The organism is Micromonospora sp. NPDC007271, assembly GCF_040634005.1.
Classification (GTDB): domain Bacteria; phylum Actinomycetota; class Actinomycetes; order Mycobacteriales; family Micromonosporaceae; genus Micromonospora.
Genome location: NZ_JBEYER010000022.1, coordinates 30968 through 48176, shown reverse-complemented (window position 1 = coordinate 48176; position 17209 = coordinate 30968). Strand labels below are relative to the sequence as shown.

The 17209-nt window shown below is 75.7% G+C and carries 9 protein-coding genes; 5 read left to right on the top strand and 4 right to left on the bottom strand.

The genetic code is table 11. The features are described 5' to 3' along the window. Position 1: 1 nt before the first annotated feature. Complete coding sequence (locus ABZ570_RS10875; protein WP_358060252.1) at positions 2 to 784, top strand: hypothetical protein; 783 nt, start codon at positions 2 to 4, stop codon at positions 782 to 784. Between the two features lie 7 nt (positions 785 to 791). Here ABZ570_RS10875 and ABZ570_RS10870 read toward each other — a convergent pair whose 3' ends face one another. The 4 genes from ABZ570_RS10870 to ABZ570_RS10855 all read right to left on the bottom strand — a co-directional run bounded on the left by ABZ570_RS10870 (position 792) and on the right by ABZ570_RS10855 (position 11415). Then, positions 792 to 4430 carry a multicopper oxidase domain-containing protein gene (locus ABZ570_RS10870; RefSeq protein WP_358060249.1) on the bottom strand — a complete coding sequence of 1213 codons (3639 nt, stop codon included), beginning with the start codon at positions 4428 to 4430 and terminating at the stop codon, positions 792 to 794. 416 nt (positions 4431 to 4846) lie between these two features. Then, positions 4847 to 5653: a DNA-formamidopyrimidine glycosylase family protein gene (locus tag ABZ570_RS10865; RefSeq protein WP_358060246.1), complete on the bottom strand. Its 807-nt coding sequence runs from the start codon at positions 5651 to 5653 to the stop codon at positions 4847 to 4849. Between the two features lie 76 nt (positions 5654 to 5729). Beyond that, entirely contained in the window at positions 5730 to 6620 is an 891-nt protein-coding gene (locus ABZ570_RS10860; protein ID WP_358060243.1) for an SAM-dependent chlorinase/fluorinase, read from the bottom strand. A gap of 130 nt (positions 6621 to 6750) precedes the next feature. Further along, on the bottom strand, positions 6751 to 11415 hold the full coding sequence (locus ABZ570_RS10855) for an ATP-dependent helicase (RefSeq protein WP_358060240.1): 4665 nt from the start codon (positions 11413 to 11415) through the stop codon (positions 6751 to 6753). 179 nt (positions 11416 to 11594) lie between these two features. On the opposite strand from ABZ570_RS10855, the gene ABZ570_RS10850 reads away from it, so the two are divergent. The 4 genes from ABZ570_RS10850 (at position 11595) to ABZ570_RS10835 (ending at position 17093) form a co-directional block, all read left to right on the top strand. Beyond that, a complete protein-coding gene (locus ABZ570_RS10850) occupies positions 11595 to 11978 on the top strand; it encodes a hypothetical protein (protein ID WP_358060237.1) in 384 nt (127 codons plus the stop codon). A 198-nt stretch (positions 11979 to 12176) separates the two neighbouring features. Then, the gene (locus ABZ570_RS10845; RefSeq protein WP_358060234.1) at positions 12177 to 15002 is read left to right on the top strand and encodes a Na+/H+ antiporter subunit A; all 2826 of its coding nucleotides are present in this window, start codon (positions 12177 to 12179) and stop codon (positions 15000 to 15002) included. Further along, the gene (locus tag ABZ570_RS10840; protein WP_358060231.1) at positions 14999 to 15469 is read left to right on the top strand and encodes a Na(+)/H(+) antiporter subunit C; all 471 of its coding nucleotides are present in this window, start codon (positions 14999 to 15001) and stop codon (positions 15467 to 15469) included. Before ABZ570_RS10845 ends, ABZ570_RS10840 begins: the two co-directional genes overlap by 4 nt. Positions 15470 to 15584: 115 nt before the next feature. Further along, positions 15585 to 17093 carry a Na+/H+ antiporter subunit D gene (locus ABZ570_RS10835; RefSeq protein WP_358060228.1) on the top strand — a complete coding sequence of 503 codons (1509 nt, stop codon included), beginning with the start codon at positions 15585 to 15587 and terminating at the stop codon, positions 17091 to 17093. The last annotated feature ends 116 nt before the right edge of the window (positions 17094 to 17209 follow it).

Sequence of the window (17209 nt, the reverse complement as noted above, 5' to 3'; positions counted from 1 at the left end):
AATGGCGGACGAACGGGCCCGGTACTTCCGGCGACTGCGCCGGCTGCGGCGCTCCGCCCGCCGGTGGAGCGTCCTGGCCGGCGGGCTCGGCGGCGCGGCGGCGGTGCTGACCCCGTACGCCGGGATCGGCCTGCCGGACGCGATCTGGGCCGGCGGCGCGGGCAGCGCCATCGCGATCGCCGCCTGGCGCTGGGCCGACCTGCGGGCCCTTGCGGCCGTGCCGGCACCGCCCGCCCTCGACCCGGCCGAGGCCGCCGCCCGCTCCCGGGCCCGGCTGGTCGCCGCCGTCGAGCGGCTGCCCGCCGGTCCGGGCGTCCTGGCCGAGGTACGCCGGGTCCGGTCCCGCCTGGCGCTGCGCGGCACCACGGCGGCGGAGGCGTGGGCCCGGCTCGACCGGGCGTCGCTGACCCTGCAGGGGATGTCCGGCCGGCTCACCGGGCTGGCCGAGCCGGCGGTCCGCGAGGCGGCCGACGCCGACCGCTCGCTGCGCGACCTGGCCGCCCGCGTGGCCAGCGTGGAACGGGCGCTCAAGCTCGCCCCGGCCGAGGCCCGCGGCTCGTTGGCCGACGCGCACGGCACCCTGGCCGGCCAGCTGGAGAGCGGCGTGTCGGCGTACGAGCGGCTGGTGGTGGCCGCCGCCGGCTACGTGGCCGAGGACGCCCGCCCGAGCACCGAGGACCCGGCCGCCGCCCGCCTCACCGAGGCGACCGACCTGCTGCACGGCGTCGCCTCCGCCCTGGCGGAACTCCGCACCGTCAACACCCCCGTCCGCACCACCCCCTGACGTCGGGTCAGCTCGGGGTGGTGACCGGGATGGGGCCGGTCCAGGGTGAGGTGCCGACGACGTTGAAGGACCGGATCCGGTAGTGGTAGGTGACGCCCCGGGCCAGCCCGGTGTTGGTGAACCCCCGGCCGGTGACGGTGAAGGTGGCCAGCTCACGGGTGAAGCCGGGGTCGGCGGCCCGCTGCACCACGAAGCCGGAGCCCGGCCCGGTGGGCGTGCTGGCCGCCCAGTTCAGGATCACCGTGGCGGTGTCCGGGGCCGGTGCGGTCGCGGTCGCGCCGACCCCGGTCGGCAGCCCCGGCCGCGGCGGGGTGGTCACCGTGGCGACCGTCGACCAGGGTGACGCCGCACCCAGGTACGTGGTGCGGACCCGGTAGTAGTACGTGGTGTCCGGGGCGACCGCCGGATCGACGTGGGCGTCGCCGACCGCGATGGCGGTGGTGCCCGGCCCGCTGGTGAAGGTCGGGTTGGTGGCCCGCTGCACGTCCACGCCGCTGGCGAAGGAGCGGTTGGCCCAGCGCAGCGCGACCCGCAGCGGCGCGGCCGGCGGCACCGCCGCGGTCAGCTTCGCCGGCGCGGTGAGGTGCACCGACGCCGGAACGCTGTTGGACCAGGCCGAGCAGCTCACCGCGTTCTCCGCCCGGATCCGGTAGTGGTAGGTGACCCCGGGTGTCACCGTCGCGTCGGTGTGGTGGGTGGCGGTGGCGGCCACGGTGATCTCGGTGAGCCCGTCGGTGAAGGCGGCGTCGGTGGCCCGTTGCAGCAGGTGACTCGCGGCCGGGGGCCGGCTGCCGTGGCCAGTCCAGGCCAGCGCGATGGCCGGCAGCGCGGTGGCCGAGCCGGGCGCCGGAGTGGCGGTCAGCCCGGTCGGGGCAGCGGGTGCGACCCGCAGCACCAGCGGCCGGCTCATGCCCTGGTCGCGCAGCCCCGCCGCGCGGGTCTGCCAGCGGTACTCCCAGCCCAGGTTCACCAGCTGGTTGACCACGGCCGCCGGCCGCCCGTCGATCGGGCTGACCGGGCTGGCGTCGAGCCGGACGCCGGCTGGCCGGGTCGGGTCGAGCAGCCGTACGCTGTCGCCGATCTTGAACGGCAGGCTGGGCGGCACCGGGCGCAGCGCCAGGATCACGTCCTCCCGCGGATTGACCCGGACGGTGTCCTTCCAGCCCAGCTCGTCCGGATCGGGCGGGCGGACGGTGCCGTCCCAGCCGACCCGGTTGACCAGTTGCACGTCGCAGCCCTCCACGTGTACGGGGTGGGTCCGCGGGGCGTCCCCGACGATCCGCCAGAGCTGGGTGCCGTCGGCCGGCCCGCCCACCGGCACGGTCGGGTCGGTCGCGTACAGCACCTCGGTGGCCGGGTCGACCGGCCCGAGCGGCAGGGTGGCCGCGGTGAGCGGGCCGGCGTTCGGGTGACCCACGCCGAGCCGGCCCACCGCCCGGCCGTGCCGGGCCTCGAAGACCTGCCCGATCGACTTCACCGCCAGCGGCAGGGTCACCGGGGTGACCGCGCCGGCCGGGGTGAAGGTGACTGCGGTGGCGCGCGCCGGGACCAGCGTCTCCCGGGCGGTGTGGGTGCCGAACGCCGCGTCGTACGCCGGCTGCGGCACGATCGGCGGCCGCTGGCTCCGCGCGTACGCCTCGGGTAGGCGGGCGGCGAGCCGAGCCAGGTCGTACGGCTCCGCCGGGGTGCCGGTCACCCGGAACTGCAGCAGCGTCCGGGTGTTCGGGCCGTAGCCGGGCCTTGCGGCGGGCAGCCCGCCGGTCGCGGTGCGGTCCGGGGCACCGGTGTGGTGGTCGTACCGGGGGTCGAACCGGGGCAGCGGGGCGGGACAGTCGTTGTAGAGGATCAGGGTGCTGCCCGGGGGGACCGTGGCGAAGTCCACCACCACGTCGGCCCGTTCGCCGGGAGCGAGCAGCAGGGTGTGGCCGTCCACGTTGAGCACGGTCGGGTCCTGCCGGTCGTACCGGTAGCCGATCGGCCGGTTCGCCAGCACCACCGGGGCGGGCAGCAGGCCGGACTCGTTGCCGATCCGGATCAGGTCGGGCCCGGCGGCGTCCGGGTCCGGCACCCCGCCGTCGCGGCCGTCGGTGGGCCAGTACGGCGGCCGGCCGGCCGCCCGTACCGCCTCGACCATCGGCACCTCGCCGGCGTCCGGCTCGGCCAGGTCGCCGTCGTCGGTCCACATCGGTGCGTCCGAGGCGGCCCGGTAGAGCTGGAGGTTCAGGCTGCGGTCCGCGCAGGCGTTGAGGATCCGGAAGCGGTACGCCCGCGGCGCCACCTCGAGGTACGGATAGGCCACCCCGTTGACCAGCGGGGTGTCCCCGTACGCCTCGGGGACGGCCGACGGGTGCGGCACGTTCGGCGCGAGCGGCGGCTCGTCCGGCTCGGCCACCGGATCGTGGTGCGGGTTCGGCACCGGGGCGACCCACGGGCTGCCGCCGCCGTCCGGGTCGTGCGTCCACGGCCCGTAGTCCCAGCGGCCGGTCGGGTTGGTGCCGGTGGCCCGGTAGGGGTTCTGCCGCGGCTGGTAGACGTGCGGGTGCCAGAGGCTCCCCTTGGCTCCCCAGCGGTCCCGGTCCCAGGTCGGGTCCTGCGCGGCGAGTTGGGCGTCGTCCGGCACGAAGGTCTTGTCCTGGATCACCAGCGGCAGCTGGTCGGCGGGGAGCACGCCGTCGGCGACCAGCCGTTCCTCGGCCGGATCGGTGAGCAGGTAGAGGGCGAGCTGCCCGGAGTAGACGGTGAGCCGGGACAGGCCGAGGGTGTTGTCGTGCAGCCACATCAGCCGGCCGCTCTGCTCGTTCGGGAAGTAGAGGGTGGTGGCCCCGACGCCCGGCGGCGGCATGTCCGGCACCGGCGTCACCCCCACTCCCGTCGGGTACGGGGTGATCTCCCCGGGCGGGGTGACCCACTGCCAGGGGTTGCCGGCGCTGATCCAGGCCGTCTGCGCTCCGGCCAGGTGCGGCACCGCCCGGTTCTGCGGGTACGGCGCCGGTCCGTCCAACGGCCCGGTGCCGGCCCCGTCGACGGTCTCGTCGACCGGCAGGAAGAGTTCGCCGGCCCGGCCGGTGGGCAGCTGGTTGATGAACTTGATCCGGACCGGCCGGCCGCGGCGCGCCATGATCAACGGGCCGAGGTGCCAGGGCCGGTCCGGCGGGCTGACCGTGTTGTGCCCGGACCGGTCGGTGCCGAGGTTGAGCTGGCGGTAGCCGCGCAGCCGGGTGGCCGGCAGGTCGCGGTGCAGACGTTGCGTGTACTCCTGGAGCCCGATCTCGTAGTAGTCGCAGCCGGGCCAGGTGATGGTGTCCGGCACCGCGATCGGCAGCCGGGTGCCCAGCCCGTCGGTGGCCCGGCCGCCAGCCGAGCTGGTGTTGTCGAATGCGTCGGGCAGCGGCAGCGGGTCGAGGAACTTCCGGATGCCGGTGCCGGGCACCGGCCGGCCGTCCCGGTCGAGGGTGGGCAGCGGGCTGCCGGCGAAGTTCGGCAGCGGGCCGAAGCAGCGCGGCACGGCGGCCGGGTCGAGGCTGGCCGGCGCCGGCCCGATGTCCTCTTCGGCCACCCGGGCGGCGGGCACGGTGGGCGCGTGGTCCTCGCCGGCCCGGGCGGCGCGGTCCGCCCAGCCCGACCGGAGTCTGCGGAACAGGGCCATGGCTCTCCCCCGGATCAAGGCGCGCCCGCCGCCACCCGGGCGTACGCGCTGCTGACGATCGGTGAGCGGTCAATCGCAGCATGCGACGCCGGAGCCGGGCAGGGAAGTACCCAATCGTCCGTATCTTGGGGGATCTTGCCGATTCATGGAAGTTCCACGGGCCGGCCACGGGAGTCACTGGGTCACTCGGCCTCGCCGTCCGGGTGGCCGTGTGAGCAGCCACTCCCACGCCTTGACAAATCTGCGCCGCCGGGCGGCTTTCGAACAGCCGCGGATGATGACGATGTCGTTGAGAGCGGTATGCCTCCAGGGCATAAATATGACTCAGAGGCATACCGCTCTTCGCGGTGTGCCGGGAGCGGAGCAAGGCGATGGCGTGAGCGGTCGCGGCCCGGCCGGCGACCGCCGCAGACCCGTCAGCGGCGGTCCGGCTGGCAGGACGGGCACCAGTAGGTGACCCGCTCGCCCAACTCCTCCTTGCGGATCGCGGTGCCGCAGCGCCGGCAGGGCTGGGCTGGGCGGCCGTACACGTAGCTGGTCGCGCCCCGGTGCAGCGAGCCGGTGGTGCTCTGCGCCCAGCGGCCCCGGTTCGCTGCGAGCAGCCGCTGCGCGAGGGTGACCACGCCGGCCAGGTCGGGCACCGCGCGCACCGGCGTCCACGGTGAGATCCCGCGCAGGAACAGCACCTCGCACTTGTAGAGATTGCCCACGCCGGCCAGGTTGCGCTGGTCCAGCAGCGCCTCGCCGATGGTCTCGTCGGGGTGGGCGGCCAGCCGGCGGACCGCCTCGTCCGGGTCCCAGTCCGGGCCGAGCAGGTCCGGCCCGAGGTGGCCGACCAGCGACTCCTCCTCGGCGGTCGGAACCAGGGCCAGGTCGTGCAGGTGGTAGCCGACCGCGACCGCGCCGGAGGAGCGGAGCACCGCCCGGATCAGGTGCGCGGGCCGGGCCGCCCACCGCTCGCCCGGGGCGTACACCCGCCAGACGCCGTCCATCCGCAGGTGTGAGTGCAGGGTCCAGTCGCGCCCGCTGCCGGCGTGCCCGGCCGGCGCGGTGAGCCGGAGCAGCAGGTGCTTGCCCCGGCTGGCCGACTCCCGGACGGTCCAGCCGGTCAGGTCGGTCGTCGCGAGCTGCGGCATCCGGAATTCGGAGCCGGTGAGCCGAGCACCGGCCAGCGCCCGCTGGAGGACGCGGGCGCTGTTCCAGACGGTGTCACCTTCGGGCACCCGTCCATCCTCTCTCGCCGAGCCCGAAACCCGGTGACCCCGCCCGGGCCGCCGGGCCGTCCGCCCGGGCCGGTGCTCAGTCCCCGGTCACCCGCACCACGTCGCCGGGGCGTACGCCGAGCAGGTCGACCGCGCGGCCGGTGTTGACCGCCAGCGCGACCAGCCCGGCCGAGTCGACGTACGCGACCAGCCCGCCGGCCGGGGCGTCGCCGAAGGTGCGTCCACGCACCGCGACGGCTCCCGCGACGGCGTCAGGTCGCTGCGCGTCGTCAGACGCTTGGAGCTCCGGCCGTCGTAGCGGCACGGCGTCAGACGTGCCGGGTTGGCGGTGTCGGTCGACCGGGCCGGCCACCCGGAGCCGGTTCGGCAGCCCGTCGAGGAGGCTGGCCGAGGCGGCGAGCTGCACGTTGCCGAAGTGGTCGACGGTGAGCACCTCGGCGGCGAATCCGTCCGGCTCGGTGCGGACCACCGGTGCCGGCAGCCGCACCAGCGTCTCCGGGGCCAGCGCCGGGCCCGCCTCGGCCAACGGCGCGCCGAGCGCCAGCCGGGCGGCGACCGGCGCGAACACGTCCCGGCCGTGGAACGTGCGGGAGACCGTCGGTGCCAGCCACGCCGGGTTGGTCAGCTCCACCGCTTCGGTGATCCCGCCCAGGGCCTCGGCCGCGTCCAGCAGCAGTCCGTTGTCCGGCCCGACGAGCAGCCCGCCGGGGGCGGCGAGGGCGATTCCGCGCCGGGCGGTGCCGACGCCCGGGTCCACCACCCCGACGTGTACTCCCACCGGCAGGTACGGCACGGTCTGCGCGAGTACCGCCGCGCCCCGGCGGACGTCGGCCGGGGGCACCAGGTGGGTCACGTCGATCACCCGGGCGTCGGGGGCGAGCCGGGCGATGACCCCGTGGCACGCCGCCACGAACCCGTCGGCGAGACCGTAGTCGGTGGTCAGCGAGATCCAGACGGTCCGGGCCATGCGGGCAGGCTATCCGGCGGACCGTGGCCGCGCTCCGATGCCACTCCATCCAGGATCGAGCACGATCTTCACCGGGCGCCCCTGGCGGCAGGCGGCCGTGGGGCGAGGATGGCGCGCGGGAGACGAGCGGTCAGGCGCGTAGCCGGAGGCCGCGGGGGGTGGGGCGGAAGCCGGCGGCGGTCAGGGCGTCGCGCAGCGGCGAGGAGCGCACCGCCTCGCCGTCGGCGCGTTCCACCGAGATGGCGCCGAGGGCTCCGGAGTGCACCGCGTCGGCGAGCGCCTTGCCCGCGGCGGCGAGCAGGTCCGCGTCGTCGGTGAACGACAGGAGGGTCCGGCCGCCCCGTTCCACGTAGAGCGCCAGGTCGCCGCCGACCAGCACGACCAGCGCGCCGGCCTTGCGGCCGGCCCGGTGTCCGGTGGCCGGGGTGGTGCCGTCGCCGGAGTCGACCACCCGTTCCGGCCAGGGCAGCGCCGCGCCGTACGGGTTGGCCGGGTCGGTGGCGGCCAGCACCACGGTCGGCCCGCCCGCGCTCCGGGTGTCGTCGACCAGGGCGCGGATCCGGTCGACCGCCCCGGGCACCGCGAACTGGGCCGCGCCCAGCCCCTCGACGAAGTAGCCCCGGCGGGCCGCGCCGCGCTCCTCGAGCGCGGACAGCACCGGATAGACCGCGGCGAAGCCACCGGTGACCTGCTCGGCCATGACCGCGCCCCGGGTGACCACGCCGTGCCGTTCCAGCAGCAGGTCGGCGAGGGCGGCGGCCCGGCGGGTCGGGTCGAGGTCCCGTTCGGGCAGCCGGGACCAGCGCCCGGCGACGGTGGGCGGGCCGCTGCGGCTGGGCAGCGCCACCCGGCCGGGCCGCCGGTAGCGGGTGCGCGGGGCGGATGGCCGGGACCGGTGCGCCCCGCCTCCACCGAGGACCGCCCGCAGCGGGGCGAGGGTGTCGTTGGTGAGGTGCCCGGCCCAGACCAGGTCCCAGATCGCCGCGGCGAGGGCGGCGTCGTCGGCCGAGCCGACCCGGTCGGAGAGCGAGCGGAAGAAGAGCGCCTGCCCGTCGGCGAGCGCGTCCAGCACGGCGTCGTGCAGCGGGGTACGGGCCAGCGCCTCGTCCGGCGGCGGGAGCAGCAGCGGCGCGACGTCCGCGTACGCCAGGGTGACCCAGCCGTCGCCGCCGGAGATAGCTCCGGACCCGGCCCACACCACCTCCCCGCTGGCGCACAGCTCGTCGAGCTGGGCGGGGGAGTAGTCGGCGACCCGGGCGGGCAGCACGAGCCGTTCCAGCGCGGACGCCGGCACTGCCACCCCCTGGAGCTGCTCGACGGTGGCGGCTACCGCCTCCACGCCCCGGGCCGACGAGCCGACCTGCTGCCAGCGGGGCAGGAACGCGGCGAGGGCCCGCGGCGGCACCGGCTCGATCTCCCGGCGCAGCGCGGCGAGGGAGCGGCGGCGCAGCAGGCGCAGCACCTCGGCGTCGCACCACTGGGTGCCGACGCTGTCCGGGGCGAACTCGCCGGAGACCACCCGCCCGGTGGCGGCGAGCCGGCGCAGCGCCTGCTCGACCACGAACACCCCGAGCCCGAACCGGGCCGCGCAGCTGGCCGCCGCGAAGGGGCCGTGGGTGCGCGCGTATCGGGCGACCAGGTCGCCGAGCGGGTCGGCGACCGGCGCCAGGTACGCCTCGGCCACCCCGACCGGCAGCGCCACGCCGAGCGCGTCCCGGAGCCGGGCGGCGTCGTCCACGCCCACCCAGCGGTCCTCGCCGGCGATCCGGACCCGCAGCACCCGGCGGGCCGCCGCCAGCTCCGTCAGCCAGCCGGCCGGTACGCCCCGCCCGGCCAACTCGGCGTCGCTCAGGTCGCCGACCACGCGGAGCAGCTCGACCACGTCCTCGGCGTCGCGGGGGCGGCGCTGCTCGGTGAGCCAGCGAAGCTGTCGCTCGGTCTCGGCGAGCACCGCCGGGTCGAGCAGCTCCCGCAGGTCGACCCGGCCGAGCAGCTCGCCGAGGAGGGCGGAGTCGAGGGCCAGCGCGGCGGCCCGGCGCTCGGCGAGGGGGGCGTCGCCCTCGTAGAGGAAGGCGCCGACGTAACCGAAGAGCAGCGAGCGGGCGAACGGGGACGGGCGCTCGGACTCCACCTCGACGAGACGGATCCGGCGGGCGGCCAGGTCGCGCATCAGCTCGGCCAGGGCCGGCTGGTCGAAGACGTCCTGGAGACACTCCCGGGCGGCTTCCAGGGTGACCGGGAAGTCGGGGTACTCGCGCGCCACGTCGAGGAGTTGGGCGGCCCGCTGGCGCTGCTGCCAGAGCGGCTGCCGGCGGCGCGGGTCGCGGCGGGGCAGCAGCAGTGACCGGGCCGCGCACTCGCGGAACCGGGACGCGAAGAGCGCCGAGGTGCCGACGGACTCCTCCACGAGCTGGGTGATCTCGTCGGGCTCGAAGACCACCACGTCGGCGCCGGGTGGCTCGTCGGCGGTGTCCGGCAGCCGCACCACGATGCCGTCGTCGGCGGGCATCACCTGGGCGTCCACCCCGTACCGCTCGGCGAGCCGGCGGCCGATGGCCAGCGCCCACGGCCCGTTGACCCGGGCCCCGAGCACCGAGTGCACGGCGAGCCGCCAGTCGCCCAGCTCGTCGCGGAACCGCTCGACCACCACCGTCCGGTCGTCGGGCAGTGCGCGGGTGGCCTCCTTCTGCTCCCGCAGGTATGCCATGAGGTTGCCGGCGGCCCAGTCGTCCAGCCCGCCGGCGCGCAGCGCGGTGACGGCGTCGGCGTCGGTCTGCCGGAGCAGGGCGCGGACCCGGGCGCCGATGGCCCGGCCCAGCTCGACCGGGCGGCCGAGCTGGTCGCCCTTCCAGAACGGCATCCGGGCAGCCTGCCCGGGCGCGGGCGAGACCAGCACCCGGTCGGGGGTGATCTCCTCGATCCGCCAGGACGACGACCCGAGCAGGAAGACGTCGCCGACCCGCGACTCGTAGACCATCTCCTCGTCCAGCTCGCCGACCCGGGCGGCCCGCTCGGCGCCGGCCAGGAAGACGCCGAACATTCCCCGGTCGGGGATGGTGCCGCCGCTGGTGACGGCGAGCCGCTGCGCGCCGGGCCGGCCGGTGAGCACATCGGTGGACCGGTCCCAGACCAGCCGGGGCCGCAGCTCGGCGAAGGCGGTCGACGGGTAGCGGCCGGAGAGCATGTCGAGCACGGCGTGCAGCGCCGAGTCGGGCAGCTCGGCGAAGGGGGCCGCCCGGCGGACCAGCACGGCCAGGTCGCCGAGCCGCCACGGCTCCAGGGCGACCATCGCCACGATCTGCTGGGCCAGCACGTCGAGTGGGTTGCGCGGGTGGTGCAGCTCCTCGATCGCGCCCTGCGCCATCCGCTCGGAGACCACGGTGCAGGAGAGCAGGTCGCCGCGGTGCTTCGGGAAGACCACGCCCCGGGAGACCGCGCCGACCTGGTGGCCGGCCCGGCCGACCCGTTGCAGCCCGGCGGCGACGCTCGGCGGGGCCTCGATCTGCACCACCAGGTCGACCGCGCCCATGTCGATGCCGAGCTCCAGGCTGGAGGTGGCTACCACGGCGGGAAGCTGCCCCGACTTGAGCGCCTCCTCGATGTGCCGGCGCTCCTCGCGGGAGACGCTGCCGTGGTGGGCGCGGGCGATCACCGGCGCCGCCCCGGCCGCCGCCCCGGACTGCGCCATCACCTCGGCCGGCTGCCGGTGCGCGCGCCGCGGCCCGCGCTGCGGCTCGCCGTCGGCGGCCGCCGGGCCGTCGTCCCACCCCGCCGGATCGGATACGCCCACCGGCCCGCCGCCCTGGGCCACGCGGCTGCCGTCGGGAGTGGACGCCGTCGCCAGTTCCTCGGCGGCCAGCTCGTTGAGCCGGGCGCAGAGCCGTTCGGCGCTGCGCCGGGAGTTGGTGAAGACGATCGTCGACCGGTGCGACCGGACCAGCGCGAAGACCCGCTCCTCGACGGCCGGCCAGATCGACGCCCGGCGCGGACCGGGGCCGCCGAGGTCGTCCTCCGGGGGCTCCTGCTCGTCGAGGCGGGTCATGTCCTCCACCGGCACCTGCACGCTGACCTCGATGGTCTTGCTGCTGGCCGGCTGCACCACGTCGACCGGGCGGGCCCCGCCGAGGAACCGGGCGCAGGCGTCGACCGGCCGGACGGTGGCGGACAGGCCGATCCGCTGCGCGGGCGCCTCCAGCAGCGCGTCGAGGCGTTCGAGGGAGAGCGCCAGATGGGCACCGCGCTTGGTGCCGGCGACCGCGTGCACCTCGTCGACGATGACCGTCCGCACGCCGCGCAGCGACTCCCGGGCGGCGGAGGTGAGCAGCAGGAACAGCGACTCCGGGGTGGTGATGAGGATGTCCGGCGGGGTGCGCGCGAAGGCCCGTCGCTCGTCGGCCGGGGTGTCGCCGGTGCGCATGCCGACGGTGATCTCCGGCGGGGTGAGGCCGAGGCGGATGGCGGCCTGGCGGACGCCGGCGAGTGGGGCGCGCAGGTTGCGCTCCACGTCGACGGCGAGGGCCTTGAGCGGGCTGACGTAGAGCACCCGGCAGCGCTGCCGGGCCTCGGCCGGCGGCGGCTCCTTGGCCAGCCGGTCGAGCGACCAGAGGAACGCGGCCAGGGTCTTGCCGGAGCCGGTCGGCGCGACGACCAGCGCGTTGCGCCCGGCGGCGATCGACCGCCACGCGCCGGCCTGGGCGGCGGTCGGCGACGCGAAGGCGGCGGCGAACCACTCGCGGGTCGCCGGGCCGAATTCCGCCAGCACCGCCGCGCCTCCGCCGGTCACCTCGTCCGCCACGCCTCCATCCTGCCTCGCCGGGGTGACATTCCGTCCGTGCCGGGTGCTGGTCTGTCCGGTTAGGAAGGCTTACGCGTTTGATGTGCCGTTGCAGCTGTTAAGTCTTACTTAACTGCTTGCTTGTGCCGCGCAACATAAAGTAACTTCACTCGCAACACAGCGTGGGGTGGAGGGCGTGGATGACCGTCGAGGGGCGAGGCTCCGGGCCCGGGACCGATGTGCTCATCCGCAAGGTCGACAGCCACCTCGCCGCGCTTCGCGCCGGCCTGCACGGCCCCGAGCTGGCGCTCGCCGAGGATCTGGCCCGCTGCCTGCGCGAGCTGGTGGTCGCCACCGCTCATTCCAGCGCCGCCGATCGCGGCCTGGTCCGCGCCGCCGTGCACTACTTCGTCCTGCGCCGGGAGAGCCGCGGCAAGCTGTTGCCGGTGCGCTCCCTCGCCGCCGCGCAGCGGGTGGTCAACAAGGCCGTCCGCCAGCTCGGCCGCGAGGACCTGCTGGTGGAGACCCCGCGGGAGCGCCCGGCCCCCGAGCCGGCCACGGCCATTCCGGCTCGGCGGGGCTGACCCCGCGTCGCCCTCCGGGGCGGTCGGCTGCCGGCCGGCGACGTCGCGCCGCTTCGGCCACCCGCCGCAGCGGATATGCCCGTCCGACTCCTGACCGGGGCATTTTTCGCAAACCTGCCCGTGGCCGGACGATCTGACGTCTGATCGGTCGTGGCGCAGCCCGCCGGGCGCGCGCTGCCGCCTCGACCTGGAGTACGCGTGCTCGTCCTGCTGATCCTGCACCTGGTGGCGGCCCTGCTCGCCCCGCTGCTGGTCGGAAGGTGGGGCCCCCGCGCCTGCTACCCGCTCGCGCTCGCCCCGGCCGCCACGTTCGGCTGGGCCGTCGCCCACACCGGGACGGTCCGTGCCGGCGGCGCGGTGGTCGAGACGTACCGGTGGGTCGGGGAGCTCCAGCTCGACGTGGCGCTGCGCGTCACCACCCTGTCCTGGCTGATGCTGCTGCTGGTCGGCGGGGTCGGTGCGCTGGTGCTGGTCTACTCCGCCCGCTACTTCCACGCCGGCTCGGCGGGGCTGGCCCGGTTCGCGGCCGTCATGGTCGCCTTCGCCGGAGCGATGCTCGGCCTGGTCGTCTCCGACGACCTGCTGCTGCTCTACGTCTTCTGGGAACTGACCACGGTCTTCTCCTACCTGCTGATCGGGCACAGCACCGAGCGGCGGTCCAGCCGGTTGGCGGCCGCCCAGGCGCTGATCGTCACCACGCTCGGCGGGCTGGCCATGCTGGTCGGCTTCCTCCTGCTCGGCCACCACGCCGGGGGCTACCGCTGGTCCCTGATCACCACCACGCCGCCGCCCGGCGGCGGGTATCTCGCCACGGCCGTGCTGCTGATCCTGGTCGGGGCGCTGGCCAAGTCGGCGGTGTTCCCGTTCACCTCGTGGCTGCCCGTGGCGATGGCCGCCCCGACGCCGGTCAGCGCGTACCTGCACGCGGCGGCGATGGTGAAGGCGGGCGTCTTCCTGGTCGCGCTGCTCGCCCCGGTGCTCGCCCCGGCCGGCCCGTGGCGGCCGGTCACCGTGGCCGCCGGGCTGGTCACCCTGGTCGTCGGGGGCTGGGCGGCGTTGCGGCAGACCGACCTCAAGCTGCTGCTGGCGTACGGGACGGTGAGCCAGCTCGGCCTGCTCACCGTGGTGCTCGGCGCGGGCACCCCGCAGGCGGCCCTCGCCGGCACCGCGATGCTGCTGGCGCACGCGCTGTTCAAGGCGGCGCTCTTCCTCGTCGTCGGCATCCTCGACCACAGCGCCGGCAGCCGGGACCTGCGGGACCTGTCCGGCGTGTGGCGGAGCGCCCCCGTGCTCGCCGGGGTCGCCGCGCTGGCCGCCGCCTCGATGGCCGGCCTGCCGCCGCTGCTCGGCTTCGTCGCCAAGGAGGCGGTCCTCGCCGCGTTCACCGGGCAGCCGCTGGTGCTGGCGGTGCTCGTGCTGGGGAGCGCGCTGACCGTGGCGTACAGCATCCGCTTCCTGTGGGGCGCCTTCGTCGGCCGGCCGGGCGTCCCGGCCACCGACGTCGAGCGGCCCCCGGCCGTGATGCTCGTACCCGCGGCCCTGCTCGCCGTCGCCGGGCTCGCCGCCGGCCCGGCCGCCGGCTGGCTCGGCGGCCTGCTCCGCCCGTACGCCGAGCTGCTCGGCCCGGTCGAGGAGGGCCTGGCGCTCTGGCACGGACCGACCGTGGCGCTGGGCCTCTCCGCCGCCGTGCTCGCCGGCGGCGCGGTGCTGCACCTGGTCCGCGGCCCACTCGCCCCGGCGCTGGCCCGGCTGCGCGCCCCGGTCGGCGGCAACCAGGGGTACGAGTGGGCGACCCACCAGTTCGACCGGTTCGCTATCAAGGTCACCAGCACCACCCAGCGCGGTGCCCTGCCGCAGTACCTCGGCACCGTGCTGCTCGTGCTGGTGCTGGTGCCCGGCGCGGCGATGCTGGCGGCCCGGCCCTGGCGGGCCAGGATCGTCGCCTGGGACACCCCGGTGCAGCTCGTGGTCTGCCTGGTGATCGCGGTGGCGGCGGTGCTCGCGCTCGGCGCCCGGCGGCGCCTCACCGCGATGCTGCTGGTCGGGGTGACCGGCTACGGCAGCGCGATGATGTTCGTGCTCTACGGCGCGCCCGACCTGGCGCTCACCCAGTTCCTGGTGGAGACGGCCACCATCGCGGTCTTCGTGCTGGTGCTGCGCCGGCTGCCGGACCGCTTCTCGGCCCGCCCGCTGCGGAGCAGCCGCTGGGTACGCCGCGGGATCGGGGTGGCGGTCGGGCTGGTGCTGGCCGGGCTCGCCCTCGTCGCGGCCGACGCCCGGCGCAGTCCGTCGATCTCGCTGGCCTTCCCCGACCTGGCGGTCGTCGAGGGCCACGGTCGCAACGTGGTCAACGTGACCCTGGTGGACATCCGGGCCTGGGACACCATGGGGGAGATCTCGGTGCTGGTGGCGGCCGCGACGGGCGTGGCCAGCCTGATCTACGAGCGGTCCCGCACCGGGCCGCGGCCGCGCCGCCCCCGCCCGTACGGGGACCAGCGCACGGTGTGGCTGCGCGGCGGGGCCACGCTGCAGGAGCACCAGCGGTCGATCGTCTTCGAGGTGGTCACCCGGCTGATCTTCCACACCGTGGTGCTCTTCTCCCTGTTCCTCCTCGCCTCCGGCCACAACGCGCCCGGGGGCGGCTTCGCCGGCGGCCTCGTCGCCAGCCTCGCCCTGGCCGTCCGCTACCTGGCCGGCGGCCGGTACGAACTGGCCGAGGCGGTGCCCGTCGGGGCCGGGACGGTGCTCGGCGCCGGGCTGGCCGTCTCGGTCGGCAGCGGGGTCGTCGGGCTGCTGACCACCGGCGAGGTGCTGCAGAGCGTCGACGTGCCCCTGTGGCTCCCCCTGGTCGGCCCCTTCCACCTGGTCACGTCGCTCTTCTTCGACATCGGCGTCTATCTGGTCGTGGTCGGGCTGGTGCTGGACATCCTGCGCAGCCTCGGCGCCGAGGTGGACCGGCACGTCGAGGCGGCCGGCGAGCCGGCCCGGGGTCTCGCCGTCGAGCGCGGGAGGGAGCGGGGGTGAGCCAGCCGAGCCTCGTCCTGGTGATCACCGCGGGGGTGCTCGCCGCCACCGGCGTCACGCTGCTGCTGGAGCGGAGCCTGACCCGCATCCTGCTCGGCGTCATCCTGCTCGGCAACGGGGTGAACCTGCTGATCCTGGCCGGTGGCCGGGCCGGCGGCGCGCCACTGGTCGGCAGCGGGCCGACCGGGCGGATGAGCGACGCGCTGCCGCAGGCCATGGTGCTCACCGCCGTGGTGATCACCTTCGGGCTGACCGCGTTCCTGCTCGCCGTCGCGTACCGGGACTGGTATCTCAGCGGCGACGACGAGGTGCAGGACGACCTGGAGGACCGGCAGATCGTCCGGCTCGCCGAGCGCAACGAGGTGTCCACCGCGGACCTGGGCGGCGAAGGCCCGAACAACGACCCGGAACAGGTGGACCCGGAGCCGGCGCTGCGCCGACTGCGCCGCCGCGGGGGAAAACGGTGAGCGCGAGGAGTGAGCCGGGTTTGCGAGCCCCGCAGTCGCGAACGAATGGCGGCCCGGTGAGCGCGAGGAGTGAGCCGGGTTTGCGAGCCCCACGGCCGCGAACAGAGGTGGCGGCGTGACCCCGGCCCTGGTGCCGTTGCCCGTGGTGGTGCCCCTGCTCGGTGCCGCGCTCACCCTGCTCCTGGGCAACCGGCCCCGGTTGCAGCGGTCGGTCAGCGTGCTCGGTCTCGCCACCACCCTGACGGTCGCGGTGCTGCTGCTGATCGAGGCGTACCGGCACGGGCCGGTGGTGGTCCGGGTGGGTGGCTGGCCCGCGCCGGTCGGCATCGTGCTGATCGCCGACCAGTTGGCGGCGCTGCTGCTGGTGGTCTCCTCGGCGGTGACCCTCTGCGTGCTGCTCTACTCGATCGGCCAGGGCCGCGGGGAGACCGGTGAGACCGCGCCGGTGAGCATCTACCACCCCACCTATCTGGTGCTCACCGCCGGCGTGACCAACGCCTTCCTGGCCGGGGACCTGTTCAACCTCTACGTCGGCTTCGAGATCCTGCTGGCGGCGAGCTTCGTGCTGATCACGCTCGGCGGCACCGAGACCCGCATCCGCACCGGCCCGACGTACGTGGTGGTCAGCATCCTCTCCTCGATGGTCTTCCTGGCCGCGGTCGGCCTGGTGTACGCGGCCACCGGCACCGTGAACATGGCCCAGCTCGCCGGGCGGCTGGACGCCCTGCCGGCCAGCGTCCGGCTGTCCCTGCAGCTCATGCTGCTGCTCGCCTTCGGCATCAAGGCGGCGGTGTTCCCGGTGTCGGCGTGGCTGCCGGACAGCTACCCGACCGCGCCGGCCCCCGTCACCGCGGTCTTCGCCGGCCTGCTCACCAAGGTCGGCGTGTACGCGATCATCCGCGCCCAGACGCTGCTCTTCCCCGGCGGCCAGGTCGCTGACCTGCTCCTGGTGGTGGCCGGGCTGACCATGGTGGTCGGCATCCTCGGCGCGGTGGCCCAGTACGACATGAAGCGGCTCTTCTCGTTCACCCTGGTCAGCCACATCGGTTACATGATCTTCGGGGTGGCGCTGAGCAGCGTCGCCGGCCTGGCCGGGGCGATCTTCTACGTGGTCCACCACATCACCATCCAGACCACCCTCTTCCTGGTCGCCGGCCTGGTCGAGGAGCGGGCCGGCAGCACCGACCTGCGGCGGCTGGGCGGGCTGGCCCGGGTCACCCCGCTGCTCGCCGTGCTCTTCTTCGTCCCGGCGATGAACCTGGCCGGCATCCCGCCGTTCTCCGGCTTCCTCGGCAAGCTCGGCCTGCTCCAGGCCGGCGTCGCGGCCGGCGGGGTGCTGCCCGCCGTCCTGGTCGCCGCCGGCACGCTCACCAGCCTGCTCACCCTCTACGCCGCCTCCCGGGTGTGGAACATCGCGTTCTGGCGGGCACCCCGGCTGGCCACCTCCCGCCCACCTGTGCGGCTGCCCGCGCTGATGGTCGGCGCCACCGCCGCCCTGGTGGTGCTCGGCGTGGGGCTGACCCTGGCCGCCGGGCCGCTGTTCCGGGTCAGCGTGGACGCCGCCACCGACCTGCGCCAGCGCACCCCGTACGTCCGGGCCGTCCTGCCGGCGGGTGCGCCGTGACCCGCGAGCCGCCCGAGAGGCCGCCGACGGAAGCCGCGCAGTCCGCCGAGCCGCCGGCCAGGCCGCCGACGGAAGCCGCGCAGTCCGCCGAGCCGCCGGCCAGGCCGCCGACGGAA

Excerpts from the sequence above, each read along its gene's own strand:
- ABZ570_RS10875 (WP_358060252.1), top strand. The coding sequence starts at position 2 with ATGGCGGACGAACGGGCCCGGTACTTCCGGCGACTGCGCCGGCTGCGG.
- ABZ570_RS10870 (WP_358060249.1), bottom strand. The coding sequence starts at position 4,430 with ATGGCCCTGTTCCGCAGACTCCGGTCGGGCTGGGCGGACCGCGCCGCC.
- ABZ570_RS10860 (WP_358060243.1), bottom strand. The coding sequence starts at position 6,620 with ATGGCCCGGACCGTCTGGATCTCGCTGACCACCGACTACGGTCTCGCC.
- ABZ570_RS10850 (WP_358060237.1), top strand. The coding sequence starts at position 11,595 with ATGACCGTCGAGGGGCGAGGCTCCGGGCCCGGGACCGATGTGCTCATC.